This is a genomic window from Vibrio sp. 99K-1, from assembly GCF_013114585.1.
GTDB classification, from domain to species: domain Bacteria; phylum Pseudomonadota; class Gammaproteobacteria; order Enterobacterales; family Vibrionaceae; genus Vibrio; species Vibrio chagasii_B.
Window position 1 is genome coordinate 1 of the sequence record NZ_VTXF01000036.1, and the last position, 14707, is coordinate 14707.

General features: G+C 38.7%; 24 protein-coding genes. 6 read left to right on the plus strand and 18 right to left on the minus strand.

Annotated elements, in window-relative coordinates:
- The first annotated feature begins 1102 nt into the window (after window positions 1–1102).
- A complete protein-coding gene (locus F0228_RS22380; RefSeq protein WP_171762759.1) occupies window positions 1103–1414 on the plus strand; it encodes a hypothetical protein in 312 nt (103 codons plus the stop codon).
- Window positions 1415–1629: 215 nt separating this feature from the next.
- Here F0228_RS22380 and F0228_RS22385 read toward each other — a convergent pair whose 3' ends face one another.
- From F0228_RS22385 to F0228_RS22460, 16 genes are all read right to left on the minus strand, one after another.
- Window positions 1630–2043, minus strand: coding sequence for a hypothetical protein (locus tag F0228_RS22385; RefSeq protein WP_171762760.1), 414 nt, complete (start codon window positions 2041–2043; stop codon window positions 1630–1632).
- Between the two features lie 41 nt (window positions 2044–2084).
- Complete coding sequence (locus tag F0228_RS22390) at window positions 2085–2585, minus strand: J domain-containing protein (protein WP_171762761.1); 501 nt, start codon at window positions 2583–2585, stop codon at window positions 2085–2087.
- Between the two features lie 444 nt (window positions 2586–3029).
- Window positions 3030–3440 carry a hypothetical protein gene (locus F0228_RS22395; protein WP_171762762.1) on the minus strand — a complete coding sequence of 137 codons (411 nt, stop codon included), beginning with the start codon at window positions 3438–3440 and terminating at the stop codon, window positions 3030–3032.
- 159 nt (window positions 3441–3599) lie between these two features.
- Window positions 3600–3917 (minus strand): hypothetical protein, encoded by a 318-nt coding sequence (locus F0228_RS22400; protein ID WP_171762763.1) that lies wholly within the window; start codon window positions 3915–3917, stop codon window positions 3600–3602.
- 46 nt (window positions 3918–3963) lie between these two features.
- Window positions 3964–4173: a hypothetical protein gene (locus tag F0228_RS22405; RefSeq protein WP_171762764.1), complete on the minus strand. Its 210-nt coding sequence runs from the start codon at window positions 4171–4173 to the stop codon at window positions 3964–3966.
- A gap of 85 nt (window positions 4174–4258) precedes the next feature.
- Window positions 4259–4534 (minus strand): hypothetical protein, encoded by a 276-nt coding sequence (locus tag F0228_RS22410; RefSeq protein WP_171762765.1) that lies wholly within the window; start codon window positions 4532–4534, stop codon window positions 4259–4261.
- A gap of 119 nt (window positions 4535–4653) precedes the next feature.
- Window positions 4654–5037 carry a hypothetical protein gene (locus tag F0228_RS22415; protein WP_171762766.1) on the minus strand — a complete coding sequence of 128 codons (384 nt, stop codon included), beginning with the start codon at window positions 5035–5037 and terminating at the stop codon, window positions 4654–4656.
- A gap of 118 nt (window positions 5038–5155) precedes the next feature.
- Window positions 5156–6202 carry a hypothetical protein gene (locus tag F0228_RS22420; protein ID WP_171762767.1) on the minus strand — a complete coding sequence of 349 codons (1047 nt, stop codon included), beginning with the start codon at window positions 6200–6202 and terminating at the stop codon, window positions 5156–5158.
- A gap of 145 nt (window positions 6203–6347) precedes the next feature.
- On the minus strand, window positions 6348–6668 hold the full coding sequence (locus tag F0228_RS22425) for a hypothetical protein (protein WP_171762768.1): 321 nt from the start codon (window positions 6666–6668) through the stop codon (window positions 6348–6350).
- A 52-nt stretch (window positions 6669–6720) separates the two neighbouring features.
- Window positions 6721–7017, minus strand: coding sequence for a hypothetical protein (locus tag F0228_RS22430; protein ID WP_171762769.1), 297 nt, complete (start codon window positions 7015–7017; stop codon window positions 6721–6723).
- Window positions 7014–7601, minus strand: a complete 588-nt coding sequence (locus F0228_RS22435) for a hypothetical protein (protein WP_171762770.1) — start codon at window positions 7599–7601, stop codon at window positions 7014–7016. Before F0228_RS22435 ends, F0228_RS22430 begins: the two co-directional genes overlap by 4 nt.
- A gap of 54 nt (window positions 7602–7655) precedes the next feature.
- Window positions 7656–9113, minus strand: a complete 1458-nt coding sequence (locus tag F0228_RS22440) for a ParB/RepB/Spo0J family partition protein (protein ID WP_171762771.1) — start codon at window positions 9111–9113, stop codon at window positions 7656–7658.
- Window positions 9113–9796, minus strand: a complete 684-nt coding sequence (locus F0228_RS22445) for a ParA family protein (RefSeq protein ID WP_171762772.1) — start codon at window positions 9794–9796, stop codon at window positions 9113–9115. The genes F0228_RS22440 and F0228_RS22445 overlap by 1 nt, the downstream gene beginning before the upstream one ends.
- 148 nt (window positions 9797–9944) lie before the next feature.
- The gene (locus F0228_RS22450) at window positions 9945–10655 is read right to left on the minus strand and encodes a hypothetical protein (RefSeq protein ID WP_171762773.1); all 711 of its coding nucleotides are present in this window, start codon (window positions 10653–10655) and stop codon (window positions 9945–9947) included.
- 5 nt (window positions 10656–10660) lie between these two features.
- Window positions 10661–10942 carry a hypothetical protein gene (locus F0228_RS22455; protein ID WP_253820320.1) on the minus strand — a complete coding sequence of 94 codons (282 nt, stop codon included), beginning with the start codon at window positions 10940–10942 and terminating at the stop codon, window positions 10661–10663.
- 44 nt (window positions 10943–10986) lie between these two features.
- Window positions 10987–11595 carry a hypothetical protein gene (locus F0228_RS22460; RefSeq protein WP_171762775.1) on the minus strand — a complete coding sequence of 203 codons (609 nt, stop codon included), beginning with the start codon at window positions 11593–11595 and terminating at the stop codon, window positions 10987–10989.
- A gap of 168 nt (window positions 11596–11763) precedes the next feature.
- On the opposite strand from F0228_RS22460, the gene F0228_RS22465 reads away from it, so the two are divergent.
- Complete coding sequence (locus tag F0228_RS22465; protein WP_345775989.1) at window positions 11764–12012, plus strand: type II toxin-antitoxin system prevent-host-death family antitoxin; 249 nt, start codon at window positions 11764–11766, stop codon at window positions 12010–12012.
- Window positions 12002–12286: a type II toxin-antitoxin system RelE/ParE family toxin gene (locus tag F0228_RS22470; RefSeq protein WP_171762777.1), complete on the plus strand. Its 285-nt coding sequence runs from the start codon at window positions 12002–12004 to the stop codon at window positions 12284–12286. The genes F0228_RS22465 and F0228_RS22470 overlap by 11 nt, the downstream gene beginning before the upstream one ends.
- A 31-nt stretch (window positions 12287–12317) precedes the next feature.
- Here F0228_RS22470 and F0228_RS22475 read toward each other — a convergent pair whose 3' ends face one another.
- Both F0228_RS22475 and F0228_RS22480 read right to left on the minus strand, forming a co-directional pair.
- On the minus strand, window positions 12318–12548 hold the full coding sequence (locus F0228_RS22475; protein WP_171762778.1) for a hypothetical protein: 231 nt from the start codon (window positions 12546–12548) through the stop codon (window positions 12318–12320).
- Window positions 12532–12858 carry a hypothetical protein gene (locus tag F0228_RS22480; protein WP_171762779.1) on the minus strand — a complete coding sequence of 109 codons (327 nt, stop codon included), beginning with the start codon at window positions 12856–12858 and terminating at the stop codon, window positions 12532–12534. Before F0228_RS22480 ends, F0228_RS22475 begins: the two co-directional genes overlap by 17 nt.
- Before the next feature lie 120 nt (window positions 12859–12978).
- Here F0228_RS22480 and F0228_RS22485 point away from each other — a divergent pair, with 120 nt between their 5' ends.
- The 3 genes from F0228_RS22485 to F0228_RS22495 all read left to right on the plus strand — a co-directional run bounded on the left by F0228_RS22485 (window position 12979) and on the right by F0228_RS22495 (window position 14703).
- Window positions 12979–13671: an endonuclease gene (locus F0228_RS22485; RefSeq protein WP_171762780.1), complete on the plus strand. Its 693-nt coding sequence runs from the start codon at window positions 12979–12981 to the stop codon at window positions 13669–13671.
- Between the two features lie 3 nt (window positions 13672–13674).
- Window positions 13675–14049 carry a hypothetical protein gene (locus tag F0228_RS22490; protein WP_171762781.1) on the plus strand — a complete coding sequence of 125 codons (375 nt, stop codon included), beginning with the start codon at window positions 13675–13677 and terminating at the stop codon, window positions 14047–14049.
- Between the two features lie 459 nt (window positions 14050–14508).
- Window positions 14509–14703, plus strand: a complete 195-nt coding sequence (locus tag F0228_RS22495) for a hypothetical protein (RefSeq protein WP_171762782.1) — start codon at window positions 14509–14511, stop codon at window positions 14701–14703.
- Window positions 14704–14707: the final 4 nt, after the last annotated feature.

Here is a 14707-nt window from a genome sequence, read left to right on the forward strand (position 1 = left end):
AATTCCTCCCTGTTTTAGTAGAAGTGACTTCTAGCCTTGACCTCTTGTTTTATTTCACAACTTGCGGCGATGCTTATTGCAGTGTTATGCACATATGCATGGTTACTTTCGAGACCGGAGGAATTATCTCGGAAGTGGCTGTGTGTATGTGTATAACACTGCTTGCGGTCTTTCTAACAACGTTCTCAGAAGCTAATTGAAGAATTATGCACATATGCATAGTTACTTTCGAGACCGGAGGAATTATCTCGGAAGTGGCTGTGTGTATGTGTATAATTCTTCTTTCGAGTGCGTTAGGGATTGTGTATCTGGAACTTAGAATCACATCGAGCTTGCTCGATACTTGTGATTCAAGTTAGCGATACGAGCGAAGCGAAAAGCCCGACAGCGTAGCTGTAACGCCCAAATCAGTAATCAAGATTTTTAAAAAAAAAGCCCGTTAAAACGGGCAAGCATCGAATCTGTATATTCTGTTTAGGAATGTGGATTCTTCTCTAACCAAGTAGTTTGTTTTTATTTTTCCCTCTCTAAATGCTTTGAATATCAAGTGTTCAACTGTGTCCAAGTTATGAGGATGAAATTTTGAATCTTTCATAAAGATTCCAGATGACAGTAAATCACTTGGTGATATGTCGCTACCTTTCGCTACGCTAAAGCCTTTTGATTTTGAGTTGAATATTGATTCCATGATTTCACCTATTGGAGTGTTGATTTTTGTTATTGCCTGACTTCTCAATCTCAACGTATGGTTCTTGGTATCAAGGGCGCGTAGCGGCGTAGCGAACCCTTGATACCAAGGTTCTACTTTGAGATAAATAGAAGTCAGTGCATTTAACGAAAAACAACGCGAAAGGGAGCAGGTGGATCTAAATGTTTAATTCAAAATTTTCACGCGAAAGAGGTGAAGATTTTCAGAGATTTTTTGCGTTAGGGATTGCGTATCTGGAACTTAGAATCACATCGAGCTTGCTCGATACTTGTGATTCAAGTTAGCGATACGAGCGAAGCGAAAAGCCCGACAGCGTAGCTGTAACGCCCTCTTTAAAAAAATATTATTAATGACTATAATTGCTAATGGCTTACAATTGTTGGAGTAATAAAAATGGCTGGTCTATTTACAAAAGTTGAGAAAAAAAAGCGAGTTGATTACAAGTTCAAAGTCGAAGAATCAACAGTAAAAAATATTGATGAAATTCAAGATAAGTTGAACAAAGTTAATGAGGTTTTGACATCTCAAGGTGAATCAAAGTTGGCGTTTGATCTAGATGACAAGATGAATGCAACACTTAAAAGAACTGTAGCTAAAGGTCTTAAGGAGATAAGTGAATTGTATGAAAGCCTAGTTGCTGGCGAACGTCAGTTAGAAGGGGTTGATATTGATGAACCTGAAACCACCAATGTATCACAAAGCTGATCTCAAGTTTATAGAGGATACGCTTTCTAAAACTCGATATGATGTTAGATATCGAGTTTCACGGATTTACTCATGTATTATCTTGCGAATACTTCATGAAGAATCTGATGCCGTTAAAACAGCCAATAGAGCCAGAAAAGAGGCAAACACTTGGTTAAGAGCTATGTCAGAAAAATATCCATTAAGAGAAAAGGGAAGCTAATGCTTCCCTTTTTTTATGCGATAGTAAATGACGTGCAAGTTAGCAGCCCGTTTTTACTTTTGAAGATAAATGTAGGGTTGCATTCAGATAGCGAGATAGTAACAACAAATCCAGTAAAAATTGACTGCCTGATTCTTTCAACTCTCCAGTTAATACTATTATCATGATTTAGTTTTGAAACATATTGATTTAGTTCATCGAGTGACCATGAAGACTTAGACATAATCAACTTTTTCATATCAGATACAAGATCAACGTTTGTGTCATGATCAGCGCCTTTTAGCATTGCGCTGTTACCTATAGTATTTTGAAATGAACCTACTGTTTTTTTGCATCGTTCTTTAGTGTCGTTATATGTTCTATTGAATCGCTCTTTTTGAGCGGTTCTTTTAGCAGTATTTTCTTTGCTGGCTGAAATGAGTGACATAGCGAAATTCTCCAAGGAGAGGCGCGTAGCGCCTCTTTTTTTTATCGTAGTAATTGTGTGTTGGTTCGACCTGTTTTGATTACCTGAGAGCCGTGCATTTCGCGGATTTCGCTTATGTCATGAGAACGTCTTGAACGGCTTCTATATTCTGCTGGTCGAAAATACCACATGCATTTTTTTCGAGAGAAATAACAACCTAGTTCTTTGATTGAATCTTTGTGTTTCTTTGTCTCGCCACTGATCCAAATCCAGTTACCACAAACTTCTAGATTTAATCCATCTAGTTTTGCAAGTTCAGAAATTACAGTCTGTAACGCTTCGGCAAAATCGTAATTAGTTGCGTCTGCGTCTTGCTGTACTGGATCAGCGTCTAAATTGCTAAGAAATGTGTAAGCAGCGTTGATCGCTACCATTACTTGAGGGTTTGCAGGGTTTTTATCAGGGTGGTATTTGATAGATGCTTTTTTGTAAGCTTTTTTTATTTCAAGCTGAGTAGCTTCGCCAGAAAGATCTAATAGGTTAAACGCTTCATTAATGTTCATTGTATTTTTCCTTACAAGGTGTCGCCCTAGTGGGCTTTTGGTGTGAGAACTCCCCTCACTTCTTGATATAAATTATATGCAAAATGACCGAGTTAGTCAATGGAAAGATACGCAAAATGACCAAAAAAAGCGAATGAACAAGCATTCACTTTTACAAAGTAAGGTCGTTTATTTTCTCTTGATTATAAATATTGGCTGACTGTCCGAACCAATATTATCTATAGTGAACGATTTGAGCATTGTTTTTACCGTTGTTTCTTCGCTTGGGTAAAACTTAAAATCTATCATTGTAAAACCTGCTAAGCACAAATCAGGCGGTGATATATCACTACCTTTTGCAATTCTGAATCCCTGCATAGTTTTGCCTCTTCCACGCGCCCTGTGGGGCTTTTCTTGGCTGATAGCGCAACGGTCAATACGTTTGACCGTTGCAAGGTAATAAGTCTACTGAGCAGCGTTGTAGGCAGCTTTGACCATTTCAGATAAATCAGTTTTCGAGGCGCTTGCTAATTGCTCGCACGTATAAAAAGCGTTTTGGTAATTAAAAAACCATGAAACAACGTTTCCATATAAGCGTTCGCTAACATGAAACATTTCCACGCCGCCAACGGTTGACCATTGGCAAGGTGGTAAAATTTCAAACATGTCATTGAAGCGCTCTGCGGTGCATGTTTTCGGTAGAGAGCAAAGGGATTGCTCGTAAGTGTCAAACAATTGCGTAAGTTCGTCGTCGTCGATAACGTTCCATTCGCCGGAAACGTTGCAACGTTTCAGAATTTCAGGGATTTTTGGATCTTGGTTTGACTCAACACAAGCAACGATAGAGCCAGTGAAAGGTTTTTGTACTAGATACATAACTTATTATCCTCTTTGGGTTTCGCCCTAGTGGGCTTTTGGTGTGAGAGCTTCCCTCACTTCTTGATATAAATTATATGCAAAATGACCGCATAAGTCAATAAAAAACATGCAAAATGACCAAAAAAAAGAGTTGCAGCGCTGCAACTCTATCGCATATTAGGAATAAAAAGAGATTAAAAAGCGTTTAACTTCTTGAATCGTTCTAAAAGAATTGAACCCTAGAAGATCATGATTGGATGCATTGATAGCCCATACACTATAAAGTGGCTTAGCGTCCACTACAGCGGCTTCTAGGCGGTGGTATATTAGAGCGCTGTGCTCTTTGCTGAAATTGTTAATGACATTGAATTTACGTTTTCCTTCATCAGTTAGATAAAACTGAATGAAGCGGCGCGGGGTGACAATTGCCATTTTTTTAAATGATGCTTTGCTGATGTTTGAAAGCGATTCGAAATTGTATTCCTGATCATTCATTGCTTTGTCCTCTTGGGTGTCGCCCTAGTGGGCTTTTTATGGAACATTAATATAACTTGATGGAACCTGATTTTTCGTATGTATCAATAAAAAGCTGCTTAAGAGATTCCTGATCACCTTTGCATTTATCACATGCCTCCTTTGAGACATTAACAAATGTTGCATGACCGCTACCATGATGAAAGCAAGCGGAAAGGTTAAAACTTCCATCATGGGCGTTTAGCGGAACAATTGAGCTAATATCCTTTGTTTTCATTTTGCTATTCTCTGACTGTCTAGTTAATAATTCAATTATACGCAAAATGACCATAAAAACAATATTTAAAAACGCATTATGACCGTCAACTATCCCAATCAACACTCTCTATATAATCGTTGATGTACTTAAAATTGGATGTTTCTAGTACGCTTGCTATTTTGCTTTCAAGATCATTAATCCATCGTTCTAATGGCACATCATCCAGCTTTTTGTAATAGGTGTTCATTTCATCAAAGACAGCGCCAGCTTTCCCTCCCCAATGATACTCACCCTCAAATTTAACTAATTCGATATACTCAAGCCTTATGCCTGTTGATTTAATAGCCGCTTTAATAATCATTTTCTTGGTTAAAGTCATATAATATGAGCCTTATAAATAAGCCGCTCGCCGCAGTGCTGTAGCTAATCTGAGTCTTTTTTCAGATTAGTCGGAAGCCGAGGAAGCGGAATTTCTACTGAATCTAAATTGAAATGCGTTCACACTGAAATTATTTCTTGCTCTAGGTCTAGTAAGAACGTGACTTTAATGAGCTTAAAACCCTCTTGAGAGCTTTTAAATATAATTGCTGGACGTAGGTGACGGTAATCTGAATAAATTGCATACACGCCTTGTTTGGCGGCTACTTGCCACTCTGACTGTGTTATTCCTTGGGAATGGGACTTGATCGCGCTGAGCTGTTCGCTGGTATAGCCTTTTTTGTTGCTGCTGGTGAGGTAATCGAACAAATGAGATAGCACTTCTAAACCTCTTTTTCCTGCTCTTAACTCACTGATAAAGCGGTTTTTCTTTTTGTCTAGAAGAAATAACTGTCTGGTTTCTGATAGCTGCTTTCTAACACTCAGTAATGTAGCGGTATGCATAACGTTATCCTCTTGGGTTCGCCCTAGTGGGCTTTGATATAAATTATATGCAAAATGACCGCAAAAAGCAACGTTTGTATAGAAAAAAGGCAACCAATCAGTTGCCTTTTTTGTGGGATTAGAGACTTTTTAGCATTGGAAGAATGAAGCACTCATAATCTTTTTCAGCATTCAGCGTATGCTTTCTAACCCAGGCTGCTCTATTTCGGCTCCATTTAAAAGCTCTCCGCTTGAGTTCGCTTCTGGTTTCATCTGAGGGTTTGCCGTCAAATATAATGACGATCTTATTATCACTGCTTAGTTCGGTTTTTATTCCATTGTCGAGTAATGTATAGATCGAACTAGATTCGTTCTCTCTTGAATTAATTAGTGCCTTTTGTTCTTCAAGGCGATTTTTCAGTCGCTTAATTTCTTGATTTGAGTTCGTTAGACTGTATGAGGGAAAACCTACTTTCCCTACATGATCCGGTTCTAAGATAGAAACCGCCTGATTTGGTTTTAATCCGCATCGAGTAATTAAGGCTTCTACACATTTATCATGATCAGTTGTAGGGTTCTTTAGCACCTCTCGTATGATTTTGTTTGCTAGCTTCATTTTCTCGTGAGCCGCCACTTTTGCCGTGAGTTTTATTTCAAGCAATTCAACGGCATTATTAGAATCTGAACGAATTACCGTCCCGTCTCCATCTGGTAACATATTGCGTATAATTCGCTTTGTGGCTGATTGAACTAAATTAGCTATCTGAGCTTTTTTATTGTCAGCGCTTTCATGTCGTTTTTTCTGTGAATTGACAGGAAAGTTTGACGCTCCTGTTACATGTGTAGACATGCAACGCCCTTGACTGTGAAAGTACGCTTTGTAGGCATCCAAAAGCTTTGGCTTAAATAAATTAATCTCCGCATTAATCTCTTTTTCGTGTTGTTCTGAAACTTGAATTCCGTTTTTGATAGCACGTTGAACGGCTTTTAAAACATTTGATTTTACATCACAAAGATGCTGCGCATATTGCGCAATTTCATAGGCGGCGTGACGCTCTGGAAACTGGCTTACTCCATGAAAAGCTGTGATAGCTGTTTCTAGATCGATGTCATTAATGTAATTCGTCAAACTAGGGTTACTTTCTGTAAATTCGTTTAACATTCTTTTAGTGATTTCACTGTACATATTTTTTCCTTTTTGGTGCGCCCTGCTTTGGGCTTTTTGTGTGAGAACTTTCCTCACCTCTTGATATAAATGATATGCAAAATGACCGCACTAGTCAATGGAAAAATACGCAAAATGACCGAGAATAGTTGCAGCGCTGCAACTGTTAATAGGTTTCTATCTCTAATCGAGCATTGTTTATAACTTGTAATAGTAACTCTTCATCCCTTGCCTTTGCTCTTAACAAGGCTACTTGTCGCTGTTGTTGATCTAAATCTTTAAAGGGGATTTGGGCGCGTTCTTCATCGGTCATTGGGGTTAGAACGCTTTGAGCGTAAGCTTTTGCACATAAGCATAGAAAGCGCTTATTTCCAACTATGGAAGTGTTTGACAAGAAATGTTCGATAAGAATTGTTTCGCAAGTGTCAAATAAGCGCGTGTTAGAAAGGGCTGAATCCAGCTCAGCCATAGATAGAAATGTTTTCATTGTTTTTTCCTTACAAGGTGTCGCCCTAATGGGCTTTGACTTCGATGTTAGTTTAATGCTGTGATTGCGCTAAAAGGGATTTTCGCCACTCCTGAAAATCGCCCCAATCATTCCTGTTTGTGCTGTGCGCTAGTTCCTTTAATCGGCTCTCACTCAACGTTAGTGATGAATGGGCTATAACTGGCATCATGTTTTCTAAACCAGCGTCAACATAAAAGGTCAATCGCCTTACCGTTTCTAAGTGATATTTCAGTTCTTCATGGGGTACAGATTGAATCGCATCATCTAACTTAGGTTCAAACAGCTTGCTGTGACCATCTATTGCATAGCCAATTATGAGTTTGCTCATGATGTTTTATTGAAATCAAACAGACGTGATACAGGAACGCCCATGCATAGCATTAAGCTTGCCCATGTGCCAAAATTCATTCTTACGATGAGTCTTCCAAAATGGTTTTTGTCGTAGCCAAGCATTGTTGCTAAATCTTGTCGAAACATGCCAGTGACCGAATCTTTTCCGTAGAAGAACTTCACTATTTTTTCACTTGGTCTTTCGAAGTTGTCAGCCGTAAAAACGTAGTTATCTTGGATAAGCTGCCATAGCTCTTTATTAACAGGCTCCAATGGCTTTTTGTTCTCTGTAAAAATAATCTCTCCCCCCTTTGCTTTACGCTGCCCTTTTTCAATCGCCACATCGCAACTGGCGATAGCAACGAGTAACGCAAAAGGTGAGTATTTTATTGAACTCGCTTGATCAGGGTTTTTGTCGGCATTTTCTTTCCAACGGCGAAACGTTCTTGCATCACCATCAAAATATGAATAAAGGTTTTTAACCTCACAACCAAGATTGCTTGCCGCTTTTATCATGATCGTTTCAACATCTTTTACTGTTGGTTGCTGCCAATTGGCGGCTTGCTCAAAAATACTTTTCATAATTATGATCTCTTTATGTTGCCGCCCAACGAGACTTAAGGGCGGCATTTGTTATTACATTTGCTCAATCGCGGTTTTTAGGCTTTTTGCATCTTTCTTGTCGATTTTTAATGGTAGCTTTTGGTCTTTCACATAAATCAACAAGTAACCATCCACTATTTCAAATGACTCCATTTCTGGAAATTTAGAAACTTCCTGTGGTGCGGCAGGATGCTGCGAGGGCGATTTTTCATATACCGCCACACATTCATCAACAATAGTGTCAAAGTCAGAAAATGACTTTAAAGAGGTAGGTGTCATGGATTGTAGATGCTCAGAAATAGCTTCCTCATTAATCTCATAACCCTCATCTTTAGCACGTTCCAAATTGGACTGAATGGTAGCGGCTAATTTTTCAGAACACTTTTTGCTACTTAGCGCCTCTACAACTAAGGGGTAAGTAACACTTTCCGTCATTTCAGATTCCGATTCTGCAATGCTCTTTGGTTTTAAGTTCTCACTAAAAAACTTACGCAACAAACGTGCATTGAGAAGCGTTTTAAAGGCTTCGTTTTCTTCATTAGGTAATGAAGTAATTAATACCTGACTTAACGTTTCGCTCTTGTGCCCTTCGGCTTTGAGTTCTTCAAAAACATTGGTTAGGCGTTCCGTCATTTCTGACATTCGCTCAGCATTAATTGAATCATTAAGTTGGCGTTTTTTAAGAGCCTTGTTAAGTAACGTTTCAATAGCATTATCAGAGCTAGTCAGCGTTTTTTTCGGTGATTTAAGGTTTCTAACGATTTCTCTTAGCCCTCGTTCAAAAAGCTGCTTGTCTTTGACTTGTGAAAGGTATTCAGAAAACGTTGATTCATCTACCAATGAAAACAGATCAATAAGCAGAATAAACATGTTGATGTTTTGAGATACACCATCCAAAGATAATTGCTTGATTGAATCTGGTGCTGAGGCAAGCTTCATTAGGCGTGATGTTTTCGTTTTGTCATAACCTAACATCAAACCAATGTCTTTTGCTGGTAACTCATCTTTGTGGGATTTAACCAGCAAATCTAACGCTTCTGCTTCTCGTACTAAGGTTAAGTCATTGCGCCCAACGTTCTCTGATACTTGGTAAAATAGCTTGTTCCACGCTTGCTCTGGTTCCAATGATTCGTTATCGAAGTCTTGCTTAAGGATAGAGCGAACCTTTAAGTCATGCTCTTTACATGCAGTCCAACGCCCCTCGCCAGCAATTAGCATGTATTCACCTTTGATTGATGGGTGCTTTCTAATGCTAACTGGTTGTGTATTCCCTTTGGTCTGCTTAATCGAGTTACTTACTTTTAAGAACTCGATAGGATCACGCTCTTTGCGCGGCTGATCTGGGTCTGGGTGAATAATTTGCCAAGGGATTAAAAGAATCTCATCTTCAACCTCAATTTTAAAATCCTGCTTTTGAGGCTTAGGTGAGTTTTGCTGATTACTAATTGTGCTTTTAGCTGTTTCAGCCGCTTTTAGTACAAAACCACTCATTATTTAGCCTCCAATGACAAGAGTTCGAAAACCTCTTTTTCAAACAAACGAATATCCAGCGCTACATTTTCGCTAGGTGCAAATTCATTAACAGACAGCAGATCAATTTCAGCTTGCATGACACATTCAGCTTTGCGAATGCGGTTTTTAGATACAGGAATATCTGTAAGGGTTGGAAGATCTCGAATCAACTCACGAGACAATTTTGTTTGAGCGCTGTATTTGTTAATTACAATCAACGCTTGCATACTGCCTCTGGATGCTTCTAAGTAGTTTTCAGCAGTTTGAATAAAGCGGTATGTTTTTCGGATTGCCACCGGACTAGGTTCTACAGGGATGATAAGTAAGTCTGTCTTAGTCAGGATTTTATGATTCAAAGTCTCTTGAAAATTATCATCATCACCTTGCAGATCAGCGTTAACACCTGCGGTATCAACAATAATTAGGTCGTAAGAGTTACGGTACACATCGAGCATTTTTGGAAATGATTTCTCATAACCATTAATGACCGTTAGGTTGTCAATGTCTCGGTTTCCGTAATCAAGCATTGTTCCTGATTTTTCACTGTCTACCAATAAAACACTAAAGCCTTTTTTAGCTGAATCAATCGCCAAGTTTGCAGCTTTTGTTGATTTGCCTACGCCACCTTTAGAATTAGCAACCGTTACAATTTTACCAGTCATGTTTTTATCCTCATGGGTTATGCCCTGATGGGCTTGTTAAGTAAGACAGTCTTACTTCTTGCTTACCATAATACGCAAAATGACCGCAAAGGTCAATGGTTAAATGTGCAAAATGACCAAAAGAAGTTGCAGCGCTGCAACTTCTACACTAGACCGATTTGATGTTTTTTCTTCGCTGTAAGGCTATGATATTTCGATTATATGACTCTAAAGACTCAAACAGATCGCTATAACACCTTTCGACTTTCGAATATTCATTGTGATTAATAAGGTTACGTAGTTCTTCGGCTGCCTCTTTGATTGGTTTGACAGGAATGTATTTGTCTTGCTCAAATGAGAATCGCCAAGCGTAGCTAAGGTATTTTTCAAAAGCAGTCAGCGCTTTATCTCTCATTGACCAAACATGCCTCTTTCTTAATTCATCGTCACTGGCTAGGTAGTGATTTTCTATGTTGTCGTTGATGTCTAATTCCCAACGTTCAGGTGGGAAATCATGTGGGTTTACCTTGGTAGCCGTTACCCACAAACACAATATTTCTTTATTGCAAGAGTCGAATGGAGGGCTGAAAGAGTCATATACTTTCTGAGCAAATTTTCTACTCTGTTGCTTTATATGATTGAGTTCCTGCTCTTTGCGCTTTTCAATCCTCGCTTTTTGCTCTTTAACATGGGCGAATTTTTGTTTTACTTTTGCTAATGCGTTGGCTGCGGTTCTCATTGCATCTAATTCATCTTGATCAAATAGCTCTCTAGTGAATGAATCATTAACCACTTCATTAAGCAGCCCGTTCGATAGCTTAGTGAGCGCTGTCTGCTTTTTTCTCGCCCGCTCAGAAGTCCAATGTTTTGTGAAATCCATATAAATTACTCGCTATCAATCCAATCTAAAGCTAATTCAAAGCCTTTTGGGGTAATGTTTATGTACCAATCAAACTCAACCTTTTTACGCATAATAAATCCTCGCTCCTCTAAGATTTTGCACGATGCTCTAAAGTTGTTGGGATGAATGCTTGCATCCAACATTTTGTTGACCGCTTGATTTAACACTGTCGATTTAGCCTCTTTTATATCGCGCATAAAGGCATGAGTAAGACGAATTAAGATTTCTCGTTGTACTTTACTAAAGCGATAGTTTGATGTGCTCATAGTCTTATCCATTGCAACAATGATTAATATTGTATACAGCTAAATCATTGCTGCAATGATTTAGGCTGCGTGACGATATTGAGAATTTCAAAAAGTTGCTGAGATGTGATATTGCTCAGACTTAGAGAGATCTTAGGTTCGAAGTTGGGCTTATCCATTGTGAAAAGAAAATGACCAACCCGATCACCATTGATGTTTTGCACTTCAAAGTCAGCGTTTGTGTATCGCTGCTGGCGACTCGGTTTGATAGAGAATTGAGATTTTACAGCGTTAATAAAATGCTCTTGCATTTCTTTTTCACTATTTCGTAGAAATGTCTTGCGCTCAACCTTAGCTTTGCTTTCTAGAGCGCTGGCAGTGTCACACAACAATCTGCGCTTAATATCAGCCGCTATCGTTGGTATCGGTTTGTTTAATGAGCTACCAATCTTGCTGCAACAATGAAAAGTACGCTCTACATAGCCTAACTTCCATTGAGGTAGGATGTCTTTAGCAATATAAACTCGGATTTGCAGACCGTTATCGGACGTTAATATATAGGAGAAGCGCCAATGGCATTCTTGCTTTTCCTTGTTGGTCAGAACGGAATTAAAACGATAGCCTATTTTATTGGCAACGGCTGTTAACAATTCAATCACATCTGATTCTTTCATGTCGCATTCCTTATTGGTGCGCCCTGTTGGGCTTTGTCACACACAATACGCAAAATGTCCAAAAGAGTCAATGGAAGTGCTTTTAATCGGTCTGATAGTGGCAATTATGCACAAAAAGACCTAATATAAGTGCTGATAAGTAGTTTTAATTGAGGTAAAGCAATGGATATTATTAGACCGATACTAGCCGATAACGCAACAAGCATTACAGAACTTAAAAAGAATCCTATGGCAGTCATAGAGCAAGCTGACGGGTTCCCTGTGGCGGTGTTAAACCGAAATCAACCAGCGTTCTATTGCGTCCCTGCTGATGCCTACGAGTTGCTTATGGATAAGTTAGAGGATATTGAGTTAGCTCAGTTAGTAGAGGATAGACGGGAACAGGAAGAAATTGAGGTCAACATCAATGACCTATAAGTTATTGTTTAAAAGCGATGCAGAAAAAGAATGGAAAAAGCTTGATGCCACTATCCAAACTCAGTTTAAAAAGAAGTTACGCGAACGATTAGACAACCCTCACGTCCCAACGGCAAAATTAAGTGGTATGCCTAACTGCTATAAAATTAAGCTTCGTAGTGCTGGGTATCGCTTAGTCTATGAAGTGCGAGATGCTGAAATTGTAGTCTCCGTTGTCGCCGTTGGAAAAAGAGAGCGAAATGCTGTTTATAAGACAGCGTTAAAAAGGCTTTAGCCTGGGCGCGACACTTAACAAGAAAAACCGCTCATTGAGCGGTTTCTTCTTTTAGATTAATGAGTCCTACTTCTTTAAAAAAGAGCGAGTTCGCTCCCTTTCTAGCCAGTTCCTTTTTTAGCATTTTGTGATCACCACTAAATTCGCTGTATGGAAATTGGCAATGAATATGCTTTCCGTTGACTCCGCATGTTTTTGATAAATCAAATAGCGTACTGTACTGACTTGCTATCAATACGTCTTCTTCACTGCAAACTTTCAAATGATGCTCCTTGCCTAGACGTTCTAACGATTTCTTCAATTCCTTTCTGTAGAAACAAAGAAGCCATTTCTGCTGATATAGGTTTTAATTCAGACAAAGCAGAACCGGTATTACTTAGCATTGCATAGAAGGAAGTAAAGCCATGAAAGAGATCGATTGCCTCCCACTCTGCCAACACTTTGCTTTTTACGTCACATTCTGAACCAAGCCTAAAATAACGTTGACTCTGAGGATCTTTGAAATAAAAAGTGATAGTGCTTTCTTTCTGAACACTGCGCTTGAGTTCGGTTGCAGCGCTGCAACTTATCATCCCTTTACCCTCCACAAAAATGAACATAAAAACATAATAAATGGATTATCATTTTTCATCAAGTAAATGTAAAATGAAATGAATATATACACAATAAACTATCACAAGACTGGTTTGGTTATGAATGGAAAAATATTACTTATCACCCTAGCTATATCCCCTTTGTCTTTTGCCTACCCAAATAGCTTTTATCAAGCAAAGAAAGAGGCGTATGAAATCTACAAACATCACCCATATACTTTTTATTGTGGTTGCAATATAAGCTGGAAAGGTAGCAAAGGTTCAGGAAGTCCAGATCTGGAATCTTGCGGTTATAAGGTCAGAAAAGAACCGAAAAGAGCTAACCGTATAGAATGGGAACATGTCATGCCAGCATGGAATTTTGGACATCAAATGAGATGTTGGCAAGATGGAGGTAGAAAAAATTGCTCTAAAGATCCTAGCTTTAGAAAGATGGAATCAGACTTACATAACCTTGTTCCTGCCGTTGGCGAAGTTAACGGGAATCGAAGCAACTACAAGTTCACGCAATGGAATGATAATGGTGGGGCTTCGTATGGTCAGTGCTCTATGAGAATAAAATTTAAGGATAGAGTTGCCATGCCGCCAGATGAAACAAAAGGAAAAATAGCAAGGTCATATTTATATATGAGCGAGCAATACAATATTAAGCTATCCCCACAAGAAAGAAAGACAATGGAAGCTTGGGACAAACTAAATCCTGTTACAAAGTGGGAGTGCGAAAGAGATCATAGAATTAAACAAATACAAGGTAATAACAATCCATTCGTTTCTAGACAATGTGGGAAATAAGTTATGAAGAATAAACTATTAACGATACTGGCACTGCTCTCGTCTCATTATGTAATTGCTGAGCCTCAACAATTCGATACAGACGTTATTGCTCAGTTAGCTGTAATGAAAGAACAGTGTGAGAGTTGTTCTATTGCCATGCAAGATTACATCTCTATCAAACAGGAAGCTTGTAATAACATTGTTGATTCTACTGGCTTTGAAAAAGCATTTACTAGTAGTCCAATGATCACTGCAATGATGACCGTTCATAGCATTGACAAAAATGCATACCGCTCTCAGTTCGTGCCAATCGCTAGGAAATATATCAACTGTTTGGATGACAGCCTTTGGTTGGACGCAACCAGAAAACAATACTCAACTCATTACAGCAATTAAAAGTTGCAGCGCTGCAACCCTAATCATTGGTGCAATGATTAGGGTTGTTTATTATCAACGTCCAAAGCGGCGACTTAGATAGTAATCATATACGTGCTGACGTCTTTTTTTTGCTGTTTTTTCTTCTGAATTTTGCTTTTTGTCGGTGTTAGTGTTGGTTGATTTCATGATGCTTTCTCCTTTGTGAAGTTGTGACTGAAAAACATCCGACAGATTTAATAAAACAATATGCTCGCCGCAAGCCGCAGCTAAGCAAGGTCTGAACGGGTGAGGAAGCCAACGCTTGATATTGTTTTATTAAATCAAGGATGTAAGTTGCAAATATCTGAACAAAGAAAGCTTCATTAATTTGTTTCTACCAACACTAATTCAACAAAAGCAATCAAGTGAAATCACTTGAAAAGGTACGCAATGCGTACTATTATATATCTAAGGTTAAACAAATAATGAGATAAAGACATGAGCGATAAAATGACCAAAATTAACGTAATTGTTAACCATCTGAAAGCTAAGAATCAGGCAGAGAATAAAGAGCTTTGCAAACAAAATCTTCATTCTCAACAAGTGCCTTTTGATGCGGGTGATGCAACGTTAGCTTTGATGTTTAGAACTGACGCTGAAATCAATAAAGCTTTTGATATATTGGTTCGTTAGTTTG